18 protein-coding genes are annotated in these 18,428 nt (G+C 34.5%); 6 read left to right on the top strand and 12 right to left on the bottom strand.

Going from position 1 to position 18,428, the window contains the following annotated elements; genetic code table 11:
- Positions 1 to 92 precede the first annotated feature (92 nt).
- From NST60_RS19065 to NST60_RS19055, 3 genes are all read left to right on the top strand, one after another.
- A complete protein-coding gene (locus tag NST60_RS19065) occupies positions 93 to 923 on the top strand; it encodes a two-component system sensor histidine kinase NtrB (protein ID WP_328019509.1) in 831 nt (276 codons plus the stop codon).
- A gap of 133 nt (positions 924 to 1,056) precedes the next feature.
- The gene (locus NST60_RS19060; protein ID WP_101731199.1) at positions 1,057 to 2,208 is read left to right on the top strand and encodes a CapA family protein; all 1,152 of its coding nucleotides are present in this window, start codon (positions 1,057 to 1,059) and stop codon (positions 2,206 to 2,208) included.
- Between the two features lie 119 nt (positions 2,209 to 2,327).
- Positions 2,328 to 2,618 (top strand): HesB/YadR/YfhF family protein, encoded by a 291-nt coding sequence (locus NST60_RS19055; RefSeq protein WP_016205353.1) that lies wholly within the window; start codon positions 2,328 to 2,330, stop codon positions 2,616 to 2,618.
- 94 nt (positions 2,619 to 2,712) lie between these two features.
- Here the strand turns inward: NST60_RS19055 and NST60_RS19050 are convergent, their stop codons facing one another.
- The 8 genes from NST60_RS19050 to glnA all read right to left on the bottom strand — a co-directional run bounded on the left by NST60_RS19050 (position 2,713) and on the right by glnA (position 10,639).
- A complete protein-coding gene (locus NST60_RS19050) occupies positions 2,713 to 3,003 on the bottom strand; it encodes a hypothetical protein (protein ID WP_016205354.1) in 291 nt (96 codons plus the stop codon).
- 23 nt (positions 3,004 to 3,026) lie between these two features.
- The gene (locus tag NST60_RS19045) at positions 3,027 to 3,467 is read right to left on the bottom strand and encodes an acyl-CoA thioesterase (RefSeq protein WP_101731200.1); all 441 of its coding nucleotides are present in this window, start codon (positions 3,465 to 3,467) and stop codon (positions 3,027 to 3,029) included.
- 16 nt (positions 3,468 to 3,483) lie between these two features.
- Complete coding sequence (locus NST60_RS19040; RefSeq protein WP_169188559.1) at positions 3,484 to 5,826, bottom strand: AAA family ATPase; 2,343 nt, start codon at positions 5,824 to 5,826, stop codon at positions 3,484 to 3,486.
- Positions 5,827 to 6,015: 189 nt separating this feature from the next.
- Positions 6,016 to 6,159 (bottom strand): acid-soluble spore protein N, encoded by a 144-nt coding sequence (locus tag NST60_RS19035; RefSeq protein ID WP_341099972.1) that lies wholly within the window; start codon positions 6,157 to 6,159, stop codon positions 6,016 to 6,018.
- A 73-nt stretch (positions 6,160 to 6,232) separates the two neighbouring features.
- On the bottom strand, positions 6,233 to 6,364 hold the full coding sequence (locus tag NST60_RS19030) for an FbpB family small basic protein (RefSeq protein WP_016205357.1): 132 nt from the start codon (positions 6,362 to 6,364) through the stop codon (positions 6,233 to 6,235).
- A gap of 207 nt (positions 6,365 to 6,571) precedes the next feature.
- Complete coding sequence (locus NST60_RS19025) at positions 6,572 to 7,078, bottom strand: redoxin domain-containing protein (RefSeq protein ID WP_169188558.1); 507 nt, start codon at positions 7,076 to 7,078, stop codon at positions 6,572 to 6,574.
- Between the two features lie 1,002 nt (positions 7,079 to 8,080).
- The gene (locus tag NST60_RS19020; RefSeq protein WP_016204821.1) at positions 8,081 to 9,013 is read right to left on the bottom strand and encodes a manganese-dependent inorganic pyrophosphatase; all 933 of its coding nucleotides are present in this window, start codon (positions 9,011 to 9,013) and stop codon (positions 8,081 to 8,083) included.
- A 291-nt stretch (positions 9,014 to 9,304) separates the two neighbouring features.
- Positions 9,305 to 10,639 (bottom strand): type I glutamate--ammonia ligase, encoded by a 1,335-nt coding sequence (gene glnA / locus NST60_RS19015; RefSeq protein ID WP_169188557.1) that lies wholly within the window; start codon positions 10,637 to 10,639, stop codon positions 9,305 to 9,307.
- A gap of 483 nt (positions 10,640 to 11,122) precedes the next feature.
- Here glnA and NST60_RS19010 point away from each other — a divergent pair, with 483 nt between their 5' ends.
- A complete protein-coding gene (locus NST60_RS19010; RefSeq protein WP_169188556.1) occupies positions 11,123 to 12,343 on the top strand; it encodes an aminotransferase-like domain-containing protein in 1,221 nt (406 codons plus the stop codon).
- Positions 12,343 to 13,326 (top strand): D-2-hydroxyacid dehydrogenase, encoded by a 984-nt coding sequence (locus tag NST60_RS19005; protein WP_016204823.1) that lies wholly within the window; start codon positions 12,343 to 12,345, stop codon positions 13,324 to 13,326. Before NST60_RS19010 ends, NST60_RS19005 begins: the two co-directional genes overlap by 1 nt.
- Positions 13,327 to 13,396: 70 nt before the next feature.
- Here the strand turns inward: NST60_RS19005 and NST60_RS19000 are convergent, their stop codons facing one another.
- The 4 genes from NST60_RS19000 to NST60_RS18985 form a co-directional block, all read right to left on the bottom strand.
- Complete coding sequence (locus NST60_RS19000; protein ID WP_101731206.1) at positions 13,397 to 13,786, bottom strand: rhodanese-like domain-containing protein; 390 nt, start codon at positions 13,784 to 13,786, stop codon at positions 13,397 to 13,399.
- A gap of 74 nt (positions 13,787 to 13,860) precedes the next feature.
- Positions 13,861 to 14,418 carry a GNAT family N-acetyltransferase gene (locus NST60_RS18995; protein ID WP_169188555.1) on the bottom strand — a complete coding sequence of 186 codons (558 nt, stop codon included), beginning with the start codon at positions 14,416 to 14,418 and terminating at the stop codon, positions 13,861 to 13,863.
- Positions 14,419 to 14,617: 199 nt separating this feature from the next.
- A complete protein-coding gene (gene acnA / locus NST60_RS18990) occupies positions 14,618 to 17,323 on the bottom strand; it encodes an aconitate hydratase AcnA (RefSeq protein WP_341099969.1) in 2,706 nt (901 codons plus the stop codon).
- A gap of 292 nt (positions 17,324 to 17,615) precedes the next feature.
- On the bottom strand, positions 17,616 to 17,873 hold the full coding sequence (locus NST60_RS18985; RefSeq protein ID WP_341099968.1) for a hypothetical protein: 258 nt from the start codon (positions 17,871 to 17,873) through the stop codon (positions 17,616 to 17,618).
- Between the two features lie 155 nt (positions 17,874 to 18,028).
- On the opposite strand from NST60_RS18985, the gene NST60_RS18980 reads away from it, so the two are divergent.
- On the top strand, positions 18,029 to 18,172 hold the full coding sequence (locus tag NST60_RS18980) for a small acid-soluble spore protein P (RefSeq protein ID WP_016204828.1): 144 nt from the start codon (positions 18,029 to 18,031) through the stop codon (positions 18,170 to 18,172).
- Positions 18,173 to 18,428: the final 256 nt, after the last annotated feature.

The following is an 18,428-nucleotide window of genomic DNA, read 5'->3' as shown; positions in this document are numbered from 1 at the left end:
TTTATTTGGCAAGTATTCCTAGAGTATTTTTATGACATAAAATGATTTATTTCGTCATACCTTTTACTATAATCTAAAAGGGGCGAATGCAAATGACCACTTCAAGTGTAACGAATAAAATATCCGAGCAAGCAACTATACAATTTGCAAATAAATGGAAGCTCGTAGAAAAAAAACTTCAGGAGCAAGCAGAAACCATGAAAACACTATTGGATAGCTTACAATCCTTGTCTCTTTCTACTACATACAGCGAAAATATCGCCAAAATGGTTAGTAGTATTACACATGAAGTACGTAATCCACTAACATCTGTAAGTGGTTTTTTACAACTGATTAAACAAACAAATGATATAGAACTTATTCATCAATACACGGATATTGCGCTCGGAGAACTTACGCGTGCAAACGATCTAATTACTGACTTTCTAACTCTATCGAAATCACAATCAAATGAAATTACCCCATTGTCTATTAATGAATTGCTTATGAATTTATATCCTGTGTTTAAAAGTGAGGCAAATTTAAAGGATATACACTTAATAGCTGATTTTTGCGCAGATAAAGCGTTATGTACTGTAAATAGACAACATCTTACACAAGTTTTTGTAAATGTTGTAAAAAACGCATTTGAAGCAACAGAAACTAATCCCCTTTCCAAACAAAAGGAAGTAAGGATTACTACAACAGTATGTAAGGAAAGCTTAGTTATAATGATAAAAGACAGTGGTTGTGGAATGTCAAAAACGCAGTTAAGTAATCTATTCACTCCTTTACAAACGACGAAAAAAAATGGAACAGGCATGGGACTTTATGTTTGCAAACAACTGATTGAGAAATATGCTGGAACAGTGAATGTCGAAAGTACAGTTAATAAAGGTACTACAATTTTCTTCCATTTTCCGATTTATGTTAAGGTTAATTAATACTAATTCGAAAGTTTCAAAAAACCGCTATTATGTAAAAATACACCTGAATGCATTACAAACTATTATTTTTTTGTTATGCTATTTAATGGAAAGTGATAAAAAAGACATACAGAAACAAAAGAGGCTACTTATGAAAAAAAATTTACTACTATTCTTAGTACTCTTGCTAGTTCTCATTGGAATAAGTGGACTAATGCTTATGAATGTTGGAAAATCTGATCCATCCTCTTCATTCAATGAGGTTCGCCCTATTTCAGGGAGAGACACTTATGATTTATCAAAAGAAGAATCTAAAGAAATTACAATTGCAGCCATTGGAGACATTTTAATTCATGATCGTGTCTATAATGATGCTCGCGTGGGTGATCACTTTAATTTTGATAACATGTTATCTAATATTACGAGTGAATTAAAAAAACCAGACTTGTTGTTGGCAAATCAAGAAACAATAGTTGCAGGTGAATCGATTGGGTTATCTGGATACCCTACTTTTAATGGTCCTCATGAAATTGCTGTTAGTTTAAAAAAGGCGGGTGTTGATATTGTCACCACCGCAAATAATCATGCATTGGATCGAGGAGTAGATGCCCAAAAGCTTTCGATTGAGTACTTAAATAAAATAGGTCTTCCCCATGTTGGAACGTATTTAACAAAGGAAGATCAAGATAAAATTGTTATTTTAGAAAAAAACGAAATTAAAGTTGCTTACTTAGCTTATACTTATGGCTTAAACGGGATTCCCATTCCAAAAGGAAGTGAGTATATTGTAAATGTAATCGATAAAAAAAGGATGAGTAATGAAATAAAACGAGCAAAGAAAGAAGCAGATGTAATTGTGATGGCCGTTCACTGGGGTAATGAATATCAGCGTTTTCCCTCTCAGGAACAAAAAGAATTGGCACAGTTTTTAATAGATGAAGGTGTTCATATTATTTTTGGCAGTCATCCACATGTTCTTCAGCCATTCGAATGGTTAGAAGGAAAAAACGGCCAAAAAGGTTTAGTAGTCTATTCACTAGGGAATTTTTTATCAGGACAAGACGAGGAGTATCGAGATCTTGGCGGCATGATGACTGTTACAGTGAATAAGAAGAAAAAAGGAAAGTCAACCAGCATTACTATGGATACTCCTTCTTTTTATCCTACCTTCGTTTCAAGTAAAGCAGAAAGAGACTATAAAATGCATCCACTAATTGATTCACAAGCAGCAATCGATAAATATGGACCTTCTATATATTCAGAGATAATGGAACACATGCTAAAGCAAGGACAAGCTGAATAAGTGAAAATTCAATTATTCGATAATTAGATTACATTGCTTTATAATTAATCTATAGTATTTAATTTAAAAATACATGCTTCATTGCCAAATCGGAGCAAAACTTATAAGAGGTGTTAAAAATGAAAATTGTAATTAGCGATAAAGCTGCTGAATGGTATAAAGATGAAATGTTATTAAAGAATGGTGACTACGTTCGTTTCTTTGCTCGCTACGGTGGATGCAGTACAGTACAACAAGGATTTTCATTAGGTATTTCAAACGAACAGCCTGTAAACGTTGGTGTCGAGACAGAAAAGAACGGTATTCATTACTATATCGAGGAAAAAGATTTATGGTATTTTGACGATCAAGATTTATTTGCGGATTTCAATGAAGTAGCAAATGAACCTGAATATCGTCATGCTCAGTAAGTTTTTAAAATAATGAATTACTCTACTAAACAAAAAACAGCGGAATGAAGAACATAATTCTTCAATCCCGCTGTTTTTTATTAAAGCTGACATCCTATTGCAGAGGATGTGTGATTCCTTCTTCTTCTAAAATCTTCTTTTGCGTATCACCTAATAGATCAAAATGAGAATAGCCATCTTTTCGATAATGAATCCATTCTTCCTTTAAACCATACCTCTTTCCCCAGTTTTTTAATTTTTCTAGATCGGCACAACCAACTTTTGTTACCGTCTTACAACCAGGGAAGCGATCATCCAACCAATAATGAGTTAAAAAAGCAATTTCTCCATTATCTATTTGTCTTTTCCACTCTGCCAGCTCTTTTTTCTTCAATCCAAAAGCCATTTTCGCAACCTCCCTTTGCTTTCTTACTTGTCTGTCGGTTGCTTTTTAATTTCCTCATATTTATTAAACCATGCCGGAAAAATCTTCTTAAAGGGTTTTGGTCTAAAAGTTTCTTTCGACACTATAATATGAGTGGTAGTTCCCTCCACACAAATTTCTTCATCCTGATTAATAATTTGGTATCCGTAAACAGTTTTTATACCATCATTTGTTTCTACCCATGTTTTAACCTTTGCTTGATCACCGTATCGTAATGGCTTTTTATATACAGCATACACATCATAGACGGGAGCGAAATATCCTTCATTCTCCATTTCTAAATAACTATAGCCAAGATCTTCAATTAGCCCCGTTCTTCCACGCTCAAAAAACTTTAGATAATTAGCATGATATACGACCCCCATCATATCTGTGTCCGCATAATATAATTCAATATCTCTTGTTGAGATAAAGTAGTTATCCATCTATTCATTCACCAACCTATCCTTCGAATTTCCGTCTATATCCATTTAAAACATATTTAATATCGTCTGCTGAAATTGTTGATACATCCGGATTTATCCCTTGTTCCAATTGATCAGAAAGTCGCAATGCCTGTAATTGTACTGCCTCATCCATTATATTAGTGGCAAATCGACCATTTCCGTCTGTTGAAACAGTAGGAAGTTGATCTTCAAGCATAGTAATTGCTTCATCTGATAATGCATAATCATAATTCGCAGCATACATTTTCATTATTTCAATTAATTCCGCTGGAGAATAATCATCGAAATGGATAAACTTTTTAAACCTTGAAGTTAGCCCTGGATTACTTTGTAACAGAGCGCTTGTTTCATTTGGATATCCTGCAAGAATCACAACTAAGTTCTCATTATGGTTCGTCATTTCCATTACTAATGTATCAATAACTTCTTTGCCGAAATCCTGACCGCTAGTACCCAATAAGGAATAAGCTTCATCAATAAATAGTACACCACCAAGTGCTTCTCTTATTTTCTTTCTCGTTTTAATAGCAGATTGCCCGACATAGCCGGCAACAAAATCCGCCCTGCTTGTTACTACTAAGTGACCTCTTTTCAAAATTCCGCAATCTTTAAGAAACTGTGCATATAATTTTGCAACGGTTGTTTTTCCTGTTCCAGGATTACCTGTAAATACAGCATGTAATTGGATTGGTAAATTCTTTTTCGCTTTTGTTTGTCTGAGCTGCTGAACTTTTACAAAAGCAATTATTTTCTTTATTTCTTCTTTTACTTTTGCTAAACCAATCAGATTATTAAGCTCTTTCGCTGGATCAATCGAATTGTTTTCTTCTTCACATACAAAATCTGATTCTTGTAACAACGTATACTTTAATATTTCCTGATCATTTGATTTACGAGAACCTTTACTAAATATCGCATCAAGGACAATATTTCGAACAGCACGGGCATTCCCGAAGCTTTCATCAACTTGTTCCTTCTCCACTCTTTTTAAAAGCGCTCTTTTTCCATCCTCTGTCAAAACATAGTCGTTAGCAGACACTATTCTTTCCCCAATTGCTAATAATTCATTAGGAGTATAATCTGGTAAATGAATCATATTGGATGCAGGAAAGCGACTTCTTAAACCATGGTTTCCGTCTAAAAATTGTCGCATTTCTTCAGGGTACCCTGCTAAAATAACAGCAAATTTCCCGCCAAATTCTGAACCTGTCATTAACGAAACTAGTGTATCTATTGCTGTTTGCCCATAATCATTGCCAGATTGACCCTCTCTTTTTAAACTATAGGCTTCATCGATAAATAACACACCGCCAACCGCTTGTTTTACAACGGAACGAACATTTTCTTCTGTTTGTCCCATATACCCGCCAATTAATTGTGATCGATCGGTTTCTACTACCTCTGCGCTAGGCAGCACACCAAGTTCATGATAAATTTTTGCCATCAACCGAGCTAATGTTGTTTTTCCAGTACCAGGATTCCCTGTAAAGATCATATTTAAGCTTAACTCGTCTTGAATCATAAAGCCAAGTTTTTTTCGAGACTTTTGATAGCTTAAAAACTGATAAAAATCTCGTACTCTTTTCTTAACTGTATCTAAGCCAACCATTTGCTCCAGTTCTTCTAATGAGGAAAGAGAAGCAGCATCACCTTGTTCTTCCTCAATAAATAGGTTTGTCCATTCTTTTTTTAGTTCTTGAAGTTCTTCAATTAATTTTTTTACACTTTCATAATAAATGGATGTATGAAAAACACCACTTATGGATTCCTCATATTCTTCTGCAGATTTCAGTAATGCAGATGTTTTCTCGATTACCTCTCCTAACGTTTCTTCCATTTCTTCATACTTAGCAACAGCCGGTTTATTCTCATACAAAGCAGCATTTTTTTTCTGATTTTTAATATGTGCTACTTCCTCTTCGATTTGTTCTAAAAAGGTACGGCAATTATTAATATATTGCTCAGCGATTTTTCTTTTTGCTGTTCGATTATCGGTTTCCCGAATATTAGGAAATACAAGTTGTTCCAATAAACTGCTAAAATTCTTCCAATCATATTGCGAAAGGTATTTAAGTGCCATTGTATTTTCTGAGTTTAGCTCAATTGCTTTATTTAACCAAGCGACAGCAATCGTATCCTTTTGATTCCCGTGCATACGAGATAAAGCAGCAATCGTTAATAACTGAGAAATCTCAATTGGGTTTTGTGCTTCATTAAGCTCTTGTATTTTATTTAAAAGCGGTTTTTCGTCCTTAACAAAACCATTCTCTGCAAATTCCTTTTCGAAGGATAAAATATCATGTTGTCTTACATTTATTTTCATTTTTTCAGTATTCATATATTCACTTCTCTTAATTAATTTAGCATTCCTTTTTTATACTAACATATTCCTCTATTTTCGTTAATGATTATTACTTTACTCATAGGAATTATCTTAATTAAGCTTTATTATTCCAACAAAATAAAAGACAGAAATAGCTCATCTTGACAAAAGATAAGCTATTGCTGCCCTATTTAACAGAAGAAATTATTCGCCTTTTGTTTGAATTACTTGTGCATGTTGTCCTGATTTATCCTGCATTTGTTTTCCTTTGTTCCCACCAAAGCTTCTAGATTTTGTCCCAATATGGCTAGGTACAAAGTGTTTACTGTCTTTTTTATGATTACTCATCTAAATCAACTCCTTCTTTTATAGTTTGTACAAAAGAACAAGCAAAATTGATGGTAATTTCTAGCTTTACTTATTAACGTACTTTTTTCAAATGCTTTCTTTCTAACCGTTCTTCAATTTTTTCGATTGCTTCTCTATCCTTTAATAATTGCATTTTATTTTCTAAAACTAATTCTTGAAATGAACGTTTGCGAGGTTTTCTCATAGGTCATTCTCCTTTAGATAAATTTGTACTAACATATTTCCCAAAAAGTTTGATAATTATTACAATAAAAATAAATAATTTTTTAATCTATTAGAAAAGTTTTTGTTTTCAGATAATTAAACAAGGCGTGCACTCCTTATTACTACATTTGTAATTATAGTACATTAGAATCTTTTTGTAAAGCGCTTACATATTCTTTTTCATTTTTTATTCTTTTTTACTTTGTGCCAATTCTCTCATTTGCTCAAATGTTAACATAGTATACGCCTTATTAATGATGACACCATCCTTATTAAGAAAGTACGTTGTTGGAATACTAAGTATATGATATTGATTAGCCACCACATCTTTTTCATCCATTATTACAGGAAAGGTGAGCTTTCTCTCTTGGATAAATTGTCTAACACCTTCTTCATTTCCCCCATCAACATTAACAGCAAGAACAACCCATTGATCTTTGTACTCTTTAGAAAATGTTTCTATATCAAGCATCTCTTTTTTACATGGAGGGCACCAAGTTGCCCAAAAATTAATCATGACAGATTTACCTTTGAAATCAGATAACTGGACCTTTTTACCACTTAAATCCTTTAGTGTAAAATTAGGAGCTGTATCCCCTATATTCAATCCAGTTGCCGCTTGGACAACTTTTGTATGGGTAAGAAAAAAAATGGCTAGCAGCACAAAAGCAATAGAAACAATTTTTTGGTTCATAAAATCCTCCTTTGTTCATCTTTTTTTCATTCACTTATTGTAAGATTACTTTTTCTTAAAGGTTGTTTTCGTAAAGTTTGTTGCGATTACCCGCAGCCGGAATACACTTCGCTTTCCGTGGGGCTAAGCTTAAGCCTCCTCAGCTTCGCCTCCGGGGTCTCAGACTGTCTCGCTAATCCCCGTGGCGACTTCGTGTATTCCGGCTGCTCCATTTTTTCCAACTAATTCTTTTTTTTCTATTGAAAAACAACAAACCTTTAGAAAACGGCCTTCTTAAAAAATCTTTTTTATAGATTATCCAATTAGTTTTATTTTATTATGTTGGTTGCGTAAAATTATTTGTTAATTTGGTTCAAACAAATTTCATTTTTTATTTTTATCCTCCAATAAAAACGAGGCTGGGACATAAGTATTCCAGCCAAGGATAATTCCGAACAATTATACGAAGATGCTAATGAATGTTCCGTATAATTGTTCGGGCTTTTATTTGTTTTTCAAAGGATGTTTCCATGAAGTTTGGTGCGATTCCCCGCAGCCGGAATACACTTCGCTTTCCATGGGGCTCGCGCTGAGCCGCTTCGGCCTGTGGCCTGCAGGGTCTCAGACTGTCTCGCTAATCCCATAGGAGTCTTCGTGTATTCCGGCTGCTCTGTTTTTCCAACTAATTATATTTCCTCTTGTAAAAAGTATGCGAAAGCAGCCGCTATTTACTAGCTATATTAGAAATTGTTCGTCTTTACAGAGTATCTATTTAGTTATGTCCCATCCTCCAGATTGTAGAAAAACCCCCTATTTTTAAAAGTATGATTTTGAAAAAGGGGGTTTTTGATGTTTTAATTGATTTTTACCACAACATATGGAATATAAGGTATTATTAAAACACTATATGTTGTATATCGGAATTGTAAAAAAAGCTGTCGAGACTTTCTCGACAGCCTGAGTCCTTATTCTAAGAATAAGGACTGTTAAAAACGTAATTCTAACAACACGAATTTATCAATATTATAGTGCTTCGAAAGCTTCTGTCAAAACTGGGACGATTTGTTTTTTACGTGAAACTACACCTTTTAACAATGCTGTGTTATTTTCTAAATCAACTTTAAATGCTTTAGCAACAGCTTCTGATTTATTACCTAACGCTACACCAACAGAATCATTATTTAAAATATCTGTTACTACAAGAAGGAATAGATCTAAGCCTTTTTTATCGATGATTGCTTGAATAGACGTCTCTAATTCAGTTTGCTTAGAAATAACATCATTTGTATCAACTGCATTAACTTGTGCGATTTCTACTTTGTATGTACCCATAGAAAATTCTTTTGCATCAATACTTAATAATTGCTCCACTGTTTTATCACTTAAATCAGCGCCAGCTTTAAGCATTTCTAAACCGTATTCTTCTGCATTTACACCAGCAATTTCTGCTAGTTCTTTTGCAGCTTGTACATCTTGATCTGTGCAAGTTGGAGATTTAAATAATAAAGAATCAGAAATAATTGCTGATAGCATTAATCCAGCTACTTCTTTCTTAATTTCTACATTATTTTCTTTATACATTTTATTTAAAATAGTAGCTGTACAACCTACTGGCTCTGCACGATAGTATAAAGGATCACTTGTTTCAAAATTTGCAATACGATGGTGATCAATTACTTCCAAGATAGTTACATTTTTAATATCTTCCACACTTTGTTGGAATTCATTATGGTCAACTAAAATAACTGATTTTGTTTCTGTTCCTGCTTTTTCAATAAAACGTGGAGCATCTGTTTTAAAATGATCTAAAGCAAACTTTGTTTCTCCGCTAACGTCACCAAGACGAACTGCTTCTGCTTCTACTCCAAGCGCTTTTTTTAATTCTGCATATGCAATGGCAGAACAAATAGTATCCGTATCCGGATTTTTATGACCAAATATCAACACTTTTTCCATTTAGCAAATCTCCTTATAACGATAATCTGATGACGTATTTGTTATATTCATACATCCTTCTTTATTTTATCATAACTTACCAGAATTTAAAGAATAGAACATAAAAAAGAAGGTATTTACTACCCTAATATGAGTTTTACCTATAAGAATTATTGTTATTGGCAAGTAAATACTATACCTAACATATTTCATCAAAATAATTAATTGTAAAGATAAAATAAAACTGCAAACAAAGCCTTATAGGCGTTTATTTGCAGTTTCAAAAGGATCCCATTCTATTTAACTAGTATATTAAAACTTATATTGATAGTTTTCGATTTCCCAAGCATGAATAGTAGTACGATAGTTATCCCACTCTTCTTTTTTAGCAGCTACATATTCACTGTATACGTGCTCTCCAAGTGTTTTTAGACCGATTTCACCCGCTTCAAGTTCTGCGATTGCAGCATCTAATCCACCAGGCAAGCTATCAATTCCAAGTTCTTCACGACGATCCTCTGTCATATGGAAGATATCTTCATTAATTGGTGCTGGTGCTTTCAGTCCTTTTTCCACTCCGTCTAATCCTGCAGCAGCGATTACAGCAAAAGTTAGATATGGGTTTGATGATGGATCTGGACAACGAAGTTCCACACGAGTAGCCATTCCGCGTTTTGCTGGAATACGGATTAAAGCTGAACGGTTAGAGGCAGACCATGCTAAGTAGCAAGGTGCTTCGTATCCTGGTACTAAACGTTTATATGAGTTTACTAGTGGGTTGGTTACAGCTACGAAATTTTTAACATTTTTTAATACACCAGCAATGAAGGAATATGCTGTTTCAGAAAGTTCTAAATCGTCATTTGCATCATAGAAGCTGTTTTCTCCATCTTGGAAAAATGACATATTAACATGCATTCCAGAACCGTTAATTCCGAATACTGGCTTCGGCATAAATGTTGCATGTAAACCATATTGAGAAGCGATAGTTTTAACAACCCATTTATATGTTGTTGCTAAGTCAGCAGCTGTTAACGCATCAGCATACTTGAAATTAATTTCATGCTGTCCTTCTGCTACTTCATGGTGTAGTGCTTCAATTGTGAAGCCCATTGCTCTTAGCGTTTTGAAAATTTCAATACGTACTTTTTCGCCTAAATCTTTTGGCGATGGCTCAAAATAGCCACCTTTATCACTTAATTCAGATGTTGGATATCCATTTTCGTCTGTATTGAATAAGAAAAATTCTAATTCAGGTCCAACTGAAATGCTATATCCTTTTTCAGCAGCACGTTCAACTGTTTTCTTAAGAACGTTACGAGTATCCCCTTCAAATAAAGATCCATCTGGATTGGTTACAGAGCAAAGGAAACGAGCTTCTGAATATCCTTCTGTTTCTGTCCAAGGTAAAACAGTAAATGTGTTCAAATCTGGTAATAAATATGAATCTGATTTGTTAATTGGAGAAAATCCTTTAATGGATGAACCATCAATCATGATTTTTCCTTCTACAGCATCATCTAATTGTTGTGCAGTTATCGTAATATTTTTTAAAATCCCCTCAATGTCCACAAATTGTAGATGTAATAACTCTACACTTTTTTCCTTAACAATACTTTCAATTTTCTCTAATGTAATTTCAGTCATGTTAACTTACCTCACAATTCATGTTCTATTATCTAACTTGATTTCATTATAAGGAATATTTTCTCGTAAAACAATGTTTTTTTATAATTTTTTAAAAATTTTATTAGGTAGCGTTTTCATCATTTTTTTCTTAATTATTCCTTTTTTTGACATCATTTGCTATATTAATCGAGTAGAATTTTGTCTAATTATAAGATTGTAAGATAAAGCACCTTTTCTAACAATAATCCACCAATTAAAATATAGTTTATATTAACAAAATTCCGAATTTTCGTTAATTTAAGCTGTTTTCTACTTTTAATCTCTTGTTTTCTTCTATTTTTAAAGGTATTTAATATTTCCCAACACGAAACAAATAGCTTATATTAATTAAAATTACTTATTTAAGAAAGGGTGTGCAAGTGGATTATTCAAGAGGCAAACTCGCCTAACTTCTGTTCAGAAGTTAAGTTTATTTCAAATAATTCGTGGACGGTGATAAACATGCATTTATTAAAGCCATTTTCATTTAGTAAAAGATTCCCTGAAACCGAGGTTATCGGCTCTGCCTTTGCTGGAAATAACGATAATCTAATCCCTCTATCCTTCGGCTTTCCAGCCCCGGAATCTCTTCCGGTGGATAAAATGACGGTGGCTACTGAAGCAGCAATGAAGACACAAGGTAGACAAGCTTTAGCTTATAGTGGTGGTTCTGGTCCTAAAAATATCGTCAATTGGATAAAAGAAAGATCTAAGCTTCGCGAAATTATTGCAAGCGAAGAAAAAATAATGGTTACTGCTGGAAGCTCTCAAGCTATTGACTTAATTACAAGAACGCTTACCGATCCTGGTGATGAGATTTGGGTTGAAGCACCGACCTTTTTTGGCGCATTAAAAACATTTCGTTTAGCAGAAACGAAGTTAGTGTCTTTTCCGATCGATGAAGATGGGCTCAGAGTTGATTTAGTTGAACAAGAGTTAATCACAAGAGTCAATAAAGGTCTTCCATTACCTAAGTTAATGTACGTCATACCAAATTATCAAAACCCTGGTGGTGTAAATTTATCTCTTGCTAGAAAAAGGCGTCTTGCAGAATTGGCATATGAATATAATTTCTTTATCATTGAAGATGATGCCTATGTAGAGCTTTCTTTTGATGGGACATTTTCTCCAGCAATTTATTCGTTTGGACCGGAAAGAGTTGTTTACTTAAGCACTTTTTCAAAAATCATTGCACCCGGATTGCGACTAGGGTGGGCCATTGGCTTGCCGCAAATTATCGAAAAAATGAAAATTTTAAAAGTCGATGGTTTAACCAGTGTATATGTTCAAGAAGTCACTAAAAATTTACTAAAACAAATGGACATGGACGAACAAATCAGCTATCTGAATAGTATTTATCTTCCTCGGAAGAATGCGATGGTTTCAGCAATCAAACAGTACTTTGGTGAAGAAGTTTCCTTTCATGAACCAAATGGAGGTTTCTTTCTATGGCTTACTTTCCCAACCCATATTGATACGAGCGAGTTCCTAGATGCTGCAATGATTGCTGGTGTTTCTTATATAGCTGGTAAACATTTCTTTTTAGAAAATGAAGGATTTCATCACATGCGTCTTTGTTTTACTTTCTGTAAAGAAGATATTATCCATGAAGCGATCAAGCGACTGGCTGATACCTATTATGACCACGTAAATAGTATTCAAGTTATCGAGGAAGTGAATTAATGCCTAGTGAAGTGGATAATCCTATAATCTACATCAGAAGAAGTATACCACAAAAGTATTTAGATAAAATGACAGCATTAGGCGCAGAATTTATTATGGATCCTTGGCAATATGGTGATCCTGAACCACCAATAACGCAAGATATTAAGGACTGTAATATCGTGTTAACTTTAGGCTTAACCGACTCCTTATCGATTTTACAACAAGCGTCTCAGATTAAATGGGTTCAATCATTAAGTGTTGGGCTTGACGCTCTATTGACAGAGGAAGTGAGAAGGAGCGATATCATTATTACTAATACAAAGGGATGCACCTCTATTCCTATCGCAGAACATACAATTGCAATGATGGCTGGATTAGCAAGAGGCATCCCTTTTATGGTCCGAAACCAGCTCAATAACAGTTGGGCACCCACTCCAATTACTGACTTAGCTGGTGCCACTGTTGGAATTATCGGATACGGTGAAATCGGTAAGCAAATTGCTAAACGTGCTAAAGCATTAGATATGCGTGTAATTGGTTGTAAAAAAAGACCCTCTTTTCTATCAAAAGAGGACCTGGCAGATAAAATAGTTGGTCTTGATCAATTAGATGACGTAATAGCCGAATCTGACTTTTTAATACTGGCTCTGCCTTCAACTCCTGATACATATCATCTTATTAATCAAGAAAAACTACTAAAAATGAAACGAACGAGTTTTCTAATTAATATAGGGAGAGGCAATACGATTGTAGAAAAAGAACTTATTTATCTATTAAAGGAGCAAAAAATTGCCGGTGCTGCACTCGATGTATTTGAAGTAGAGCCTTTACCCCGGGAACACCCCATATGGGAACTAGATAATGTGATAATTTCTCCACATAATGCGTTTTTCTCACCGAACACATTAGATCGTTATATGGAAGTTTTTTTAGAAAACATTCAACGTTTTAAAGAAGGAAAAGATTTAATCAATGTCGTGGATAAACAACTAGGTTATTAGCGTGTTCTCCCATCAAAAAAATGCCGTTAACTTTTATAGTTTCGGCATTTTTTTGATACAAAGATTATAATTAAACTGTTTCAAAGCCCTCTTTTTTCCATGCAGTAGTTCCGCCTTCGATAAATGCTACATCTGTAAAGCCCATTTGTTTTAGTAAGTAGGCACCAAGTGATGCTTGTCCACCAAGTCCACATGTAACAATAACTGAACGATTACGATCCGCTAATTCTGGATCTCTTAGCTCCTCGGGTAATTCCAAATCAGCCCGAATCGGAAGCATACCTAAAGAAATATTTACAGAGCTAGGAATTAAGCCACATGCCCCAGCATCAGTTGCATCTTGAACATCAATTATGTAAGTGTTTGGGTTTTCTTCTATTTTTTGTTTTGCTTCAACAGATGAAATACCAGGTACATTCTTTCTCGCTTCTTCTACTAATTTCCCAAATGTTAATGTCATTTTCATCACTCCTTTATTTTCTAACATATATATAGTAACAAAGTTCATTCACATTTACTAATATATCGCGCTGCCTATTTATAATCAGATAAGAATCGTGACATTATAATGGTAGAATAGTATTCTCCGTTTTCAAGCCGTTTATCTTTTTTTAATATCCCTTCTATTTCAAAGTTATATCGCTTATATATGTTGATTGCTTTCTCATTTGTTTCTATTACAGATAGAGTCATCTTAGTGAGTTTATTTGCAGATGCCCATTTAATAGACGTTTCCAATAATTTCGGGCCGATTTTAAAGCCCCAATAATCCTTTAATACACAAATTCCAAATTCGACCTTATGCTTTAGACGTTGCAAATTTGAACCTTCACATCGTGAGAAAGCAATAATAGTACCATTTTCGGTTTCAGCTAGTAAAAACAAACGATTTGATTCTTCTGAATCTGTACGAATTAAATGCTTAAAATCTGATGGAGTTAGCATCCCCTCTCCAGGTTCACGATCCAAAAAGGTAGTTTCTCTATCAATTTGTAGCCTAATTTGTACAAGTTGCTCTGCATCCGTTTCTTCTGCACATCTTATTATATAATGTAGATTCCTTACCCTAATAAGCTCGGGGATTATTTTCATAATATAATATTTCTCCTTTGATAGATAATTACACTTAAAACCACTTGTTTGTTTGTTACAATTAGAATCTTTATTCCTATAACAGTTGAAAAAAACTCCCTCTTTTAAAGTGGCTCTTCCTCTAACTTCTAGACAAATTAATGTACCAAAAAGAAAGAAAAATTATCAACTTTAAATAGAGAGAGCTTCTCTTAATCTATTAATTTTTTAACTTATCACGCAATACCATTGGTAGGATACCACCATGACGATAGTAATCAATTTCTACTTCAGAATCAAAGCGTACTAACACTTCAAATATAATTTTCTTACCATCTTCTGTAGTTGCTGTTACTTCTAGGTAATCACGTGGTTTAACTGTTTCGTCAACATAAACATTAAATGTTTCTTTCCCAGTTAAACCTAAAGTTTCAGCATTTTCACCATCTTTAAACTGTAATGGAAGCACACCCATTAACACGAGATTAGAACGGTGAATTCTTTCAAAGCTTTCTGCAATAACTGTCTTAATACCTAAAAGGTTTGTTCCTTTTGCCGCCCAGTCACGAGATGAACCCATTCCGTAATCTTTGCCCGCAATAACCATTAAGCCAGTTCCTTCTTCTTTATACTTCATACAAGCATCATAGATGGAGGTAACTTCTCCAGTTGGCCAGTAAGTAGCGAATCCACCTTCTGTACCTGGAGCAATTTGGTTACGAATACGGATATTCGCAAAGGTTCCTCTCATCATTACTTCATGGTTACCACGACGAGAGCCATATGAGTTGAAATCACGTGGTTGTACTCCATTATCTTTTAAGTACTTACCAGCTGGCGTATTAACGCCGATTGCACCAGCAGGAGAAATATGGTCAGTTGTGACAGAATCACCAAACTTCCCTACAACTCTTAAGCCTTTTAATGGCAGTACTTGCTCAGGATCTGGTTTTAATCCTTCAAAGAATGGCGGATTTTGAATATAAGTAGAAGTATCATCAAAGGTATATAAAGAATCGCTGCTTGTTTGAATCTCATTCCAACGCTCGTTATCATCAAATACTCTTTCATATTCTTTATTAAATAGCTCTGGTGTTACCGTGCGATGAACTAATTCATTTACTTCCTCAGTAGATGGCCAAATATCCTTAAAGAAAACATCGTTGCCATCTTTATCTTTACCAATTGGCTCTTTTTGCAAATCAATATCTACTGTTCCAGCAAGTGCATAAGCAACAACTAATGGCGGTGATGCTAAATAGTTTGCTTTTACTAGCGGATGGATACGCCCTTCAAAGTTACGGTTGCCTGATAACACACTTGTTACAAGTAAATCGGAATCAGAAATAGCTTTCTCGATTTCATCTCTTAGTGGACCAGAGTTACCGATACATGTTGTACAGCCATATCCTACTAGGTTAAATCCAATTTGTTCTAAATATGGTAGAAGTCCTGAATCTCTTAAATAACCTGTAACTACTTTAGAACCAGGCGCTAAGGATGTTTTAACAAATTTAGGTACTTCCATTCCTTTTTCTACTGCTTTTTTTGCAACTAATCCCGCACCGACTAATACGTATGGATTAGATGTATTCGTACAGCTTGTAATTGCAGCAATTGCAACAGAACCAGTTTTCATCGTAGTAGAATCTCCATTTGCAAAATCAACTACTACTTCTTTGTCAAATTCGTCTGCTTTTAATCCAAAACCTTGGTTTCCTTCTGGAGCAGTTACTGATTTATTGAAAACTTCTTTTAATTTAGAAAGTGGAATCAAATCCTGTGGTCTTTTTGGACCAGATAGATTTGGCTCAATTTCTGCTAGATTAATTTCAACAACTTCTGTATAAACAGGCTCTAACGTTGGATCGAAGAATAATCCATTTTCTTTGCAATAAGCTTCCACGACATTAATTTGCTCTTCTGAACGTCCAGTTAGGCGCATATAAGCTAAAGATTCTTTATCAACTGGGAAGAATCCGCATGTTGCCCCATATTCTGGTGCCATATTGGCAATTGTCGCACGGTCTGCAAGTGGTAATTGAGTCACACCAGGTCCGTAGAACTCAACAAACTTTCCTACTACCCCTTTTGCCCGAAGCACTTGCGTTACTTTTAATGCAAGGTCAGTTGCTGTTGAACCATTTGGCATTTCACCAACAAGTTTAACGCCAACTACTTCTGGTACTGGAAAATAAGAAGGTTGTCCTAACATACCTGCTTCTGCTTCAATACCGCCAACACCCCAACCAAGAACACCGATTCCGTTGATCATTGTCGTATGAGAATCTGTTCCAACAAGTGTGTCTGGGAATGTTTCATATTCGCCGTCTGCTGTTTCATTTACATGAACTACATTTGCTAAATATTCTAAATTCACTTGGTGAACGATACCTGTTGCTGGTGGTACAGCACGATAGTTATCAAATGCTTTTTGCGCCCAGCTTAGGAATTGATATCTTTCCGCATTTCTTTCAAACTCTAATTCCATATTTGCTTTTAATGCATCAGGAGTTCCATATTTATCAACCTGAACACTATGGTCAATAACTAAATCTACTGGTTTCTCCGGATTAATTTTACTAGGATCTCCGCCTAAGTCAGCCATTGCTTTTCTCAAGGAAGCAAGGTCCACTACTGCAGGAACTCCTGTAAAGTCTTGGAGGATTACCCTCGAAGGTTTAAATGGTACATCAATTTCCTTTACCTCGTCAGTTCCCCATTTTGCGAGGTTTTCTACATGTTCTTGTTTAATAACAAAATCATCCATTTGTCGTAAAACAGATTCTAGTAACACTTTGATAGAATACGGCAATTTTGAAATCGTACCGATTCCCTTCTTTTCTAAAGCTGCTAATTGATAGTAGTGATAACGCTTTCCACCAACTTCAAACGATTGGCGGGCATTATAAAAATCTTTTGCCATATGTATTACCCCCTCATTGTAATCATATACCAAAAATAGAAAAATAGTCGAACAATTTGATCTCTCTATTATCTATTTACCATCTATAATTTTAATACAAGGATTGTGATAAGTAAATAATAAGAAAGTTATCAAATACGATAAGTTTTTCTTATCAGTTATTTTTTTTATCTCCTTTTCATTGACTTACTAGTTAGAACAATTACGTTGCATTACACTTCACTTTCGCTTTAAAAAATATAAATCCCCAAAAAAGACCATCAAAAAGTTGCCTTTCAGATGGTCTAATCTTTTATATTTCATTCACTTCATCAACAATACTTTTTAAATCTCTTTGGAAGCTTTCTAATTGCTGTCTTTGATGCTCAGACGTTACTTCCAATGCATTTTCAATTTGTTGATATGTTTCATTGATTTCTTGCTTCAAATGTTTAAGCTGATGTCCATAATTTGCTGAATCCTTTACAATATCTTGATAAAGGTTTTGCGTTTCATACAAATTACGTTGTGCATCTTGAAAAGCTTCCTGTTTATTACTATGATAAGGCATCTTTTAATCCTCCTGATTTAAATTCATGTTGCTTACCAATAAGTTGTGCAGAGTAACATAAAAATATGCGGTATAAATGAGCGTGTATATAACCATTCTATAAAGGAAAGTGAAGTAATACCTCTTCATAAAAACATTAAAGGAGAGATTAACTAATGAATAAAAATGACAGTAAAGATATGCGCCGAAATGCTCCAAAAGGCAATCAATCTGGTCAACCCGAACCTCTTAGCGGCAGCAAAAAAGTGAAAAACCGCAACCATTCAAGACAAAAGCATAACAGCCACCACGATATGTGAGGAAAATACACTAATTTACTCTATTACATTCTAGTTAACAATGTGGCTTATTTTAAAGAGTTTTATGCCCTTTAATTAAATTGTATTTCAATCACGTTACTTAACTTTATTGATTGCAAGTATGTGGTCAAATGTGTGGTCAAAAAGCGGTCACTCATTTGGCCCTTCTTTCTGTTAAGCTATATGATAAATGAAGAAAAAGATTTCATATAGCTGTTAAATTTACTGTCGTTGAATACTCTAATTGTCGAATATG

Origin of the sequence: Niallia sp. FSL W8-1348 (assembly GCF_038006745.1) — a bacterium.
Classification (GTDB): Bacteria; Bacillota; Bacilli; order Bacillales; family Cytobacillaceae; genus Niallia; species Niallia alba.
The sequence above is the reverse complement of the archived record's forward strand: the minus strand, read 5'-3'. Positions and strand labels throughout refer to the sequence as shown.

Excerpts from the sequence above, each read along its gene's own strand:
- NST60_RS19060 (WP_101731199.1), top strand. The coding sequence starts at position 1,057 with ATGAAAAAAAATTTACTACTATTCTTAGTACTCTTGCTAGTTCTCATT.
- glnA (WP_169188557.1), bottom strand. The coding sequence starts at position 10,639 with ATGACTGAAATTACATTAGAGAAAATTGAAAGTATTGTTAAGGAAAAA.
- NST60_RS18980 (WP_016204828.1), top strand. The coding sequence starts at position 18,029 with ATGAATAAAAATGACAGTAAAGATATGCGCCGAAATGCTCCAAAAGGC.
- NST60_RS19010 (WP_169188556.1), top strand. The coding sequence starts at position 11,123 with ATGCATTTATTAAAGCCATTTTCATTTAGTAAAAGATTCCCTGAAACC.
- NST60_RS19000 (WP_101731206.1), bottom strand. The coding sequence starts at position 13,786 with ATGACATTAACATTTGGGAAATTAGTAGAAGAAGCGAGAAAGAATGTA.
- NST60_RS18985 (WP_341099968.1), bottom strand. The coding sequence starts at position 17,873 with ATGCCTTATCATAGTAATAAACAGGAAGCTTTTCAAGATGCACAACGT.
- NST60_RS19045 (WP_101731200.1), bottom strand. The coding sequence starts at position 3,467 with ATGGATAACTACTTTATCTCAACAAGAGATATTGAATTATATTATGCG.
- NST60_RS19005 (WP_016204823.1), top strand. The coding sequence starts at position 12,343 with ATGCCTAGTGAAGTGGATAATCCTATAATCTACATCAGAAGAAGTATA.
- NST60_RS19050 (WP_016205354.1), bottom strand. The coding sequence starts at position 3,003 with ATGGCTTTTGGATTGAAGAAAAAAGAGCTGGCAGAGTGGAAAAGACAA.
- NST60_RS18995 (WP_169188555.1), bottom strand. The coding sequence starts at position 14,418 with ATGAAAATAATCCCCGAGCTTATTAGGGTAAGGAATCTACATTATATA.
- acnA (WP_341099969.1), bottom strand. The coding sequence starts at position 17,323 with ATGGCAAAAGATTTTTATAATGCCCGCCAATCGTTTGAAGTTGGTGGA.
- NST60_RS19065 (WP_328019509.1), top strand. The coding sequence starts at position 93 with ATGACCACTTCAAGTGTAACGAATAAAATATCCGAGCAAGCAACTATA.
- NST60_RS19055 (WP_016205353.1), top strand. The coding sequence starts at position 2,328 with ATGAAAATTGTAATTAGCGATAAAGCTGCTGAATGGTATAAAGATGAA.
- NST60_RS19030 (WP_016205357.1), bottom strand. The coding sequence starts at position 6,364 with ATGAGAAAACCTCGCAAACGTTCATTTCAAGAATTAGTTTTAGAAAAT.
- NST60_RS19035 (WP_341099972.1), bottom strand. The coding sequence starts at position 6,159 with ATGAGTAATCATAAAAAAGACAGTAAACACTTTGTACCTAGCCATATT.
- NST60_RS19040 (WP_169188559.1), bottom strand. The coding sequence starts at position 5,826 with ATGAATACTGAAAAAATGAAAATAAATGTAAGACAACATGATATTTTA.
- NST60_RS19025 (WP_169188558.1), bottom strand. The coding sequence starts at position 7,078 with ATGAACCAAAAAATTGTTTCTATTGCTTTTGTGCTGCTAGCCATTTTT.
- NST60_RS19020 (WP_016204821.1), bottom strand. The coding sequence starts at position 9,013 with ATGGAAAAAGTGTTGATATTTGGTCATAAAAATCCGGATACGGATACT.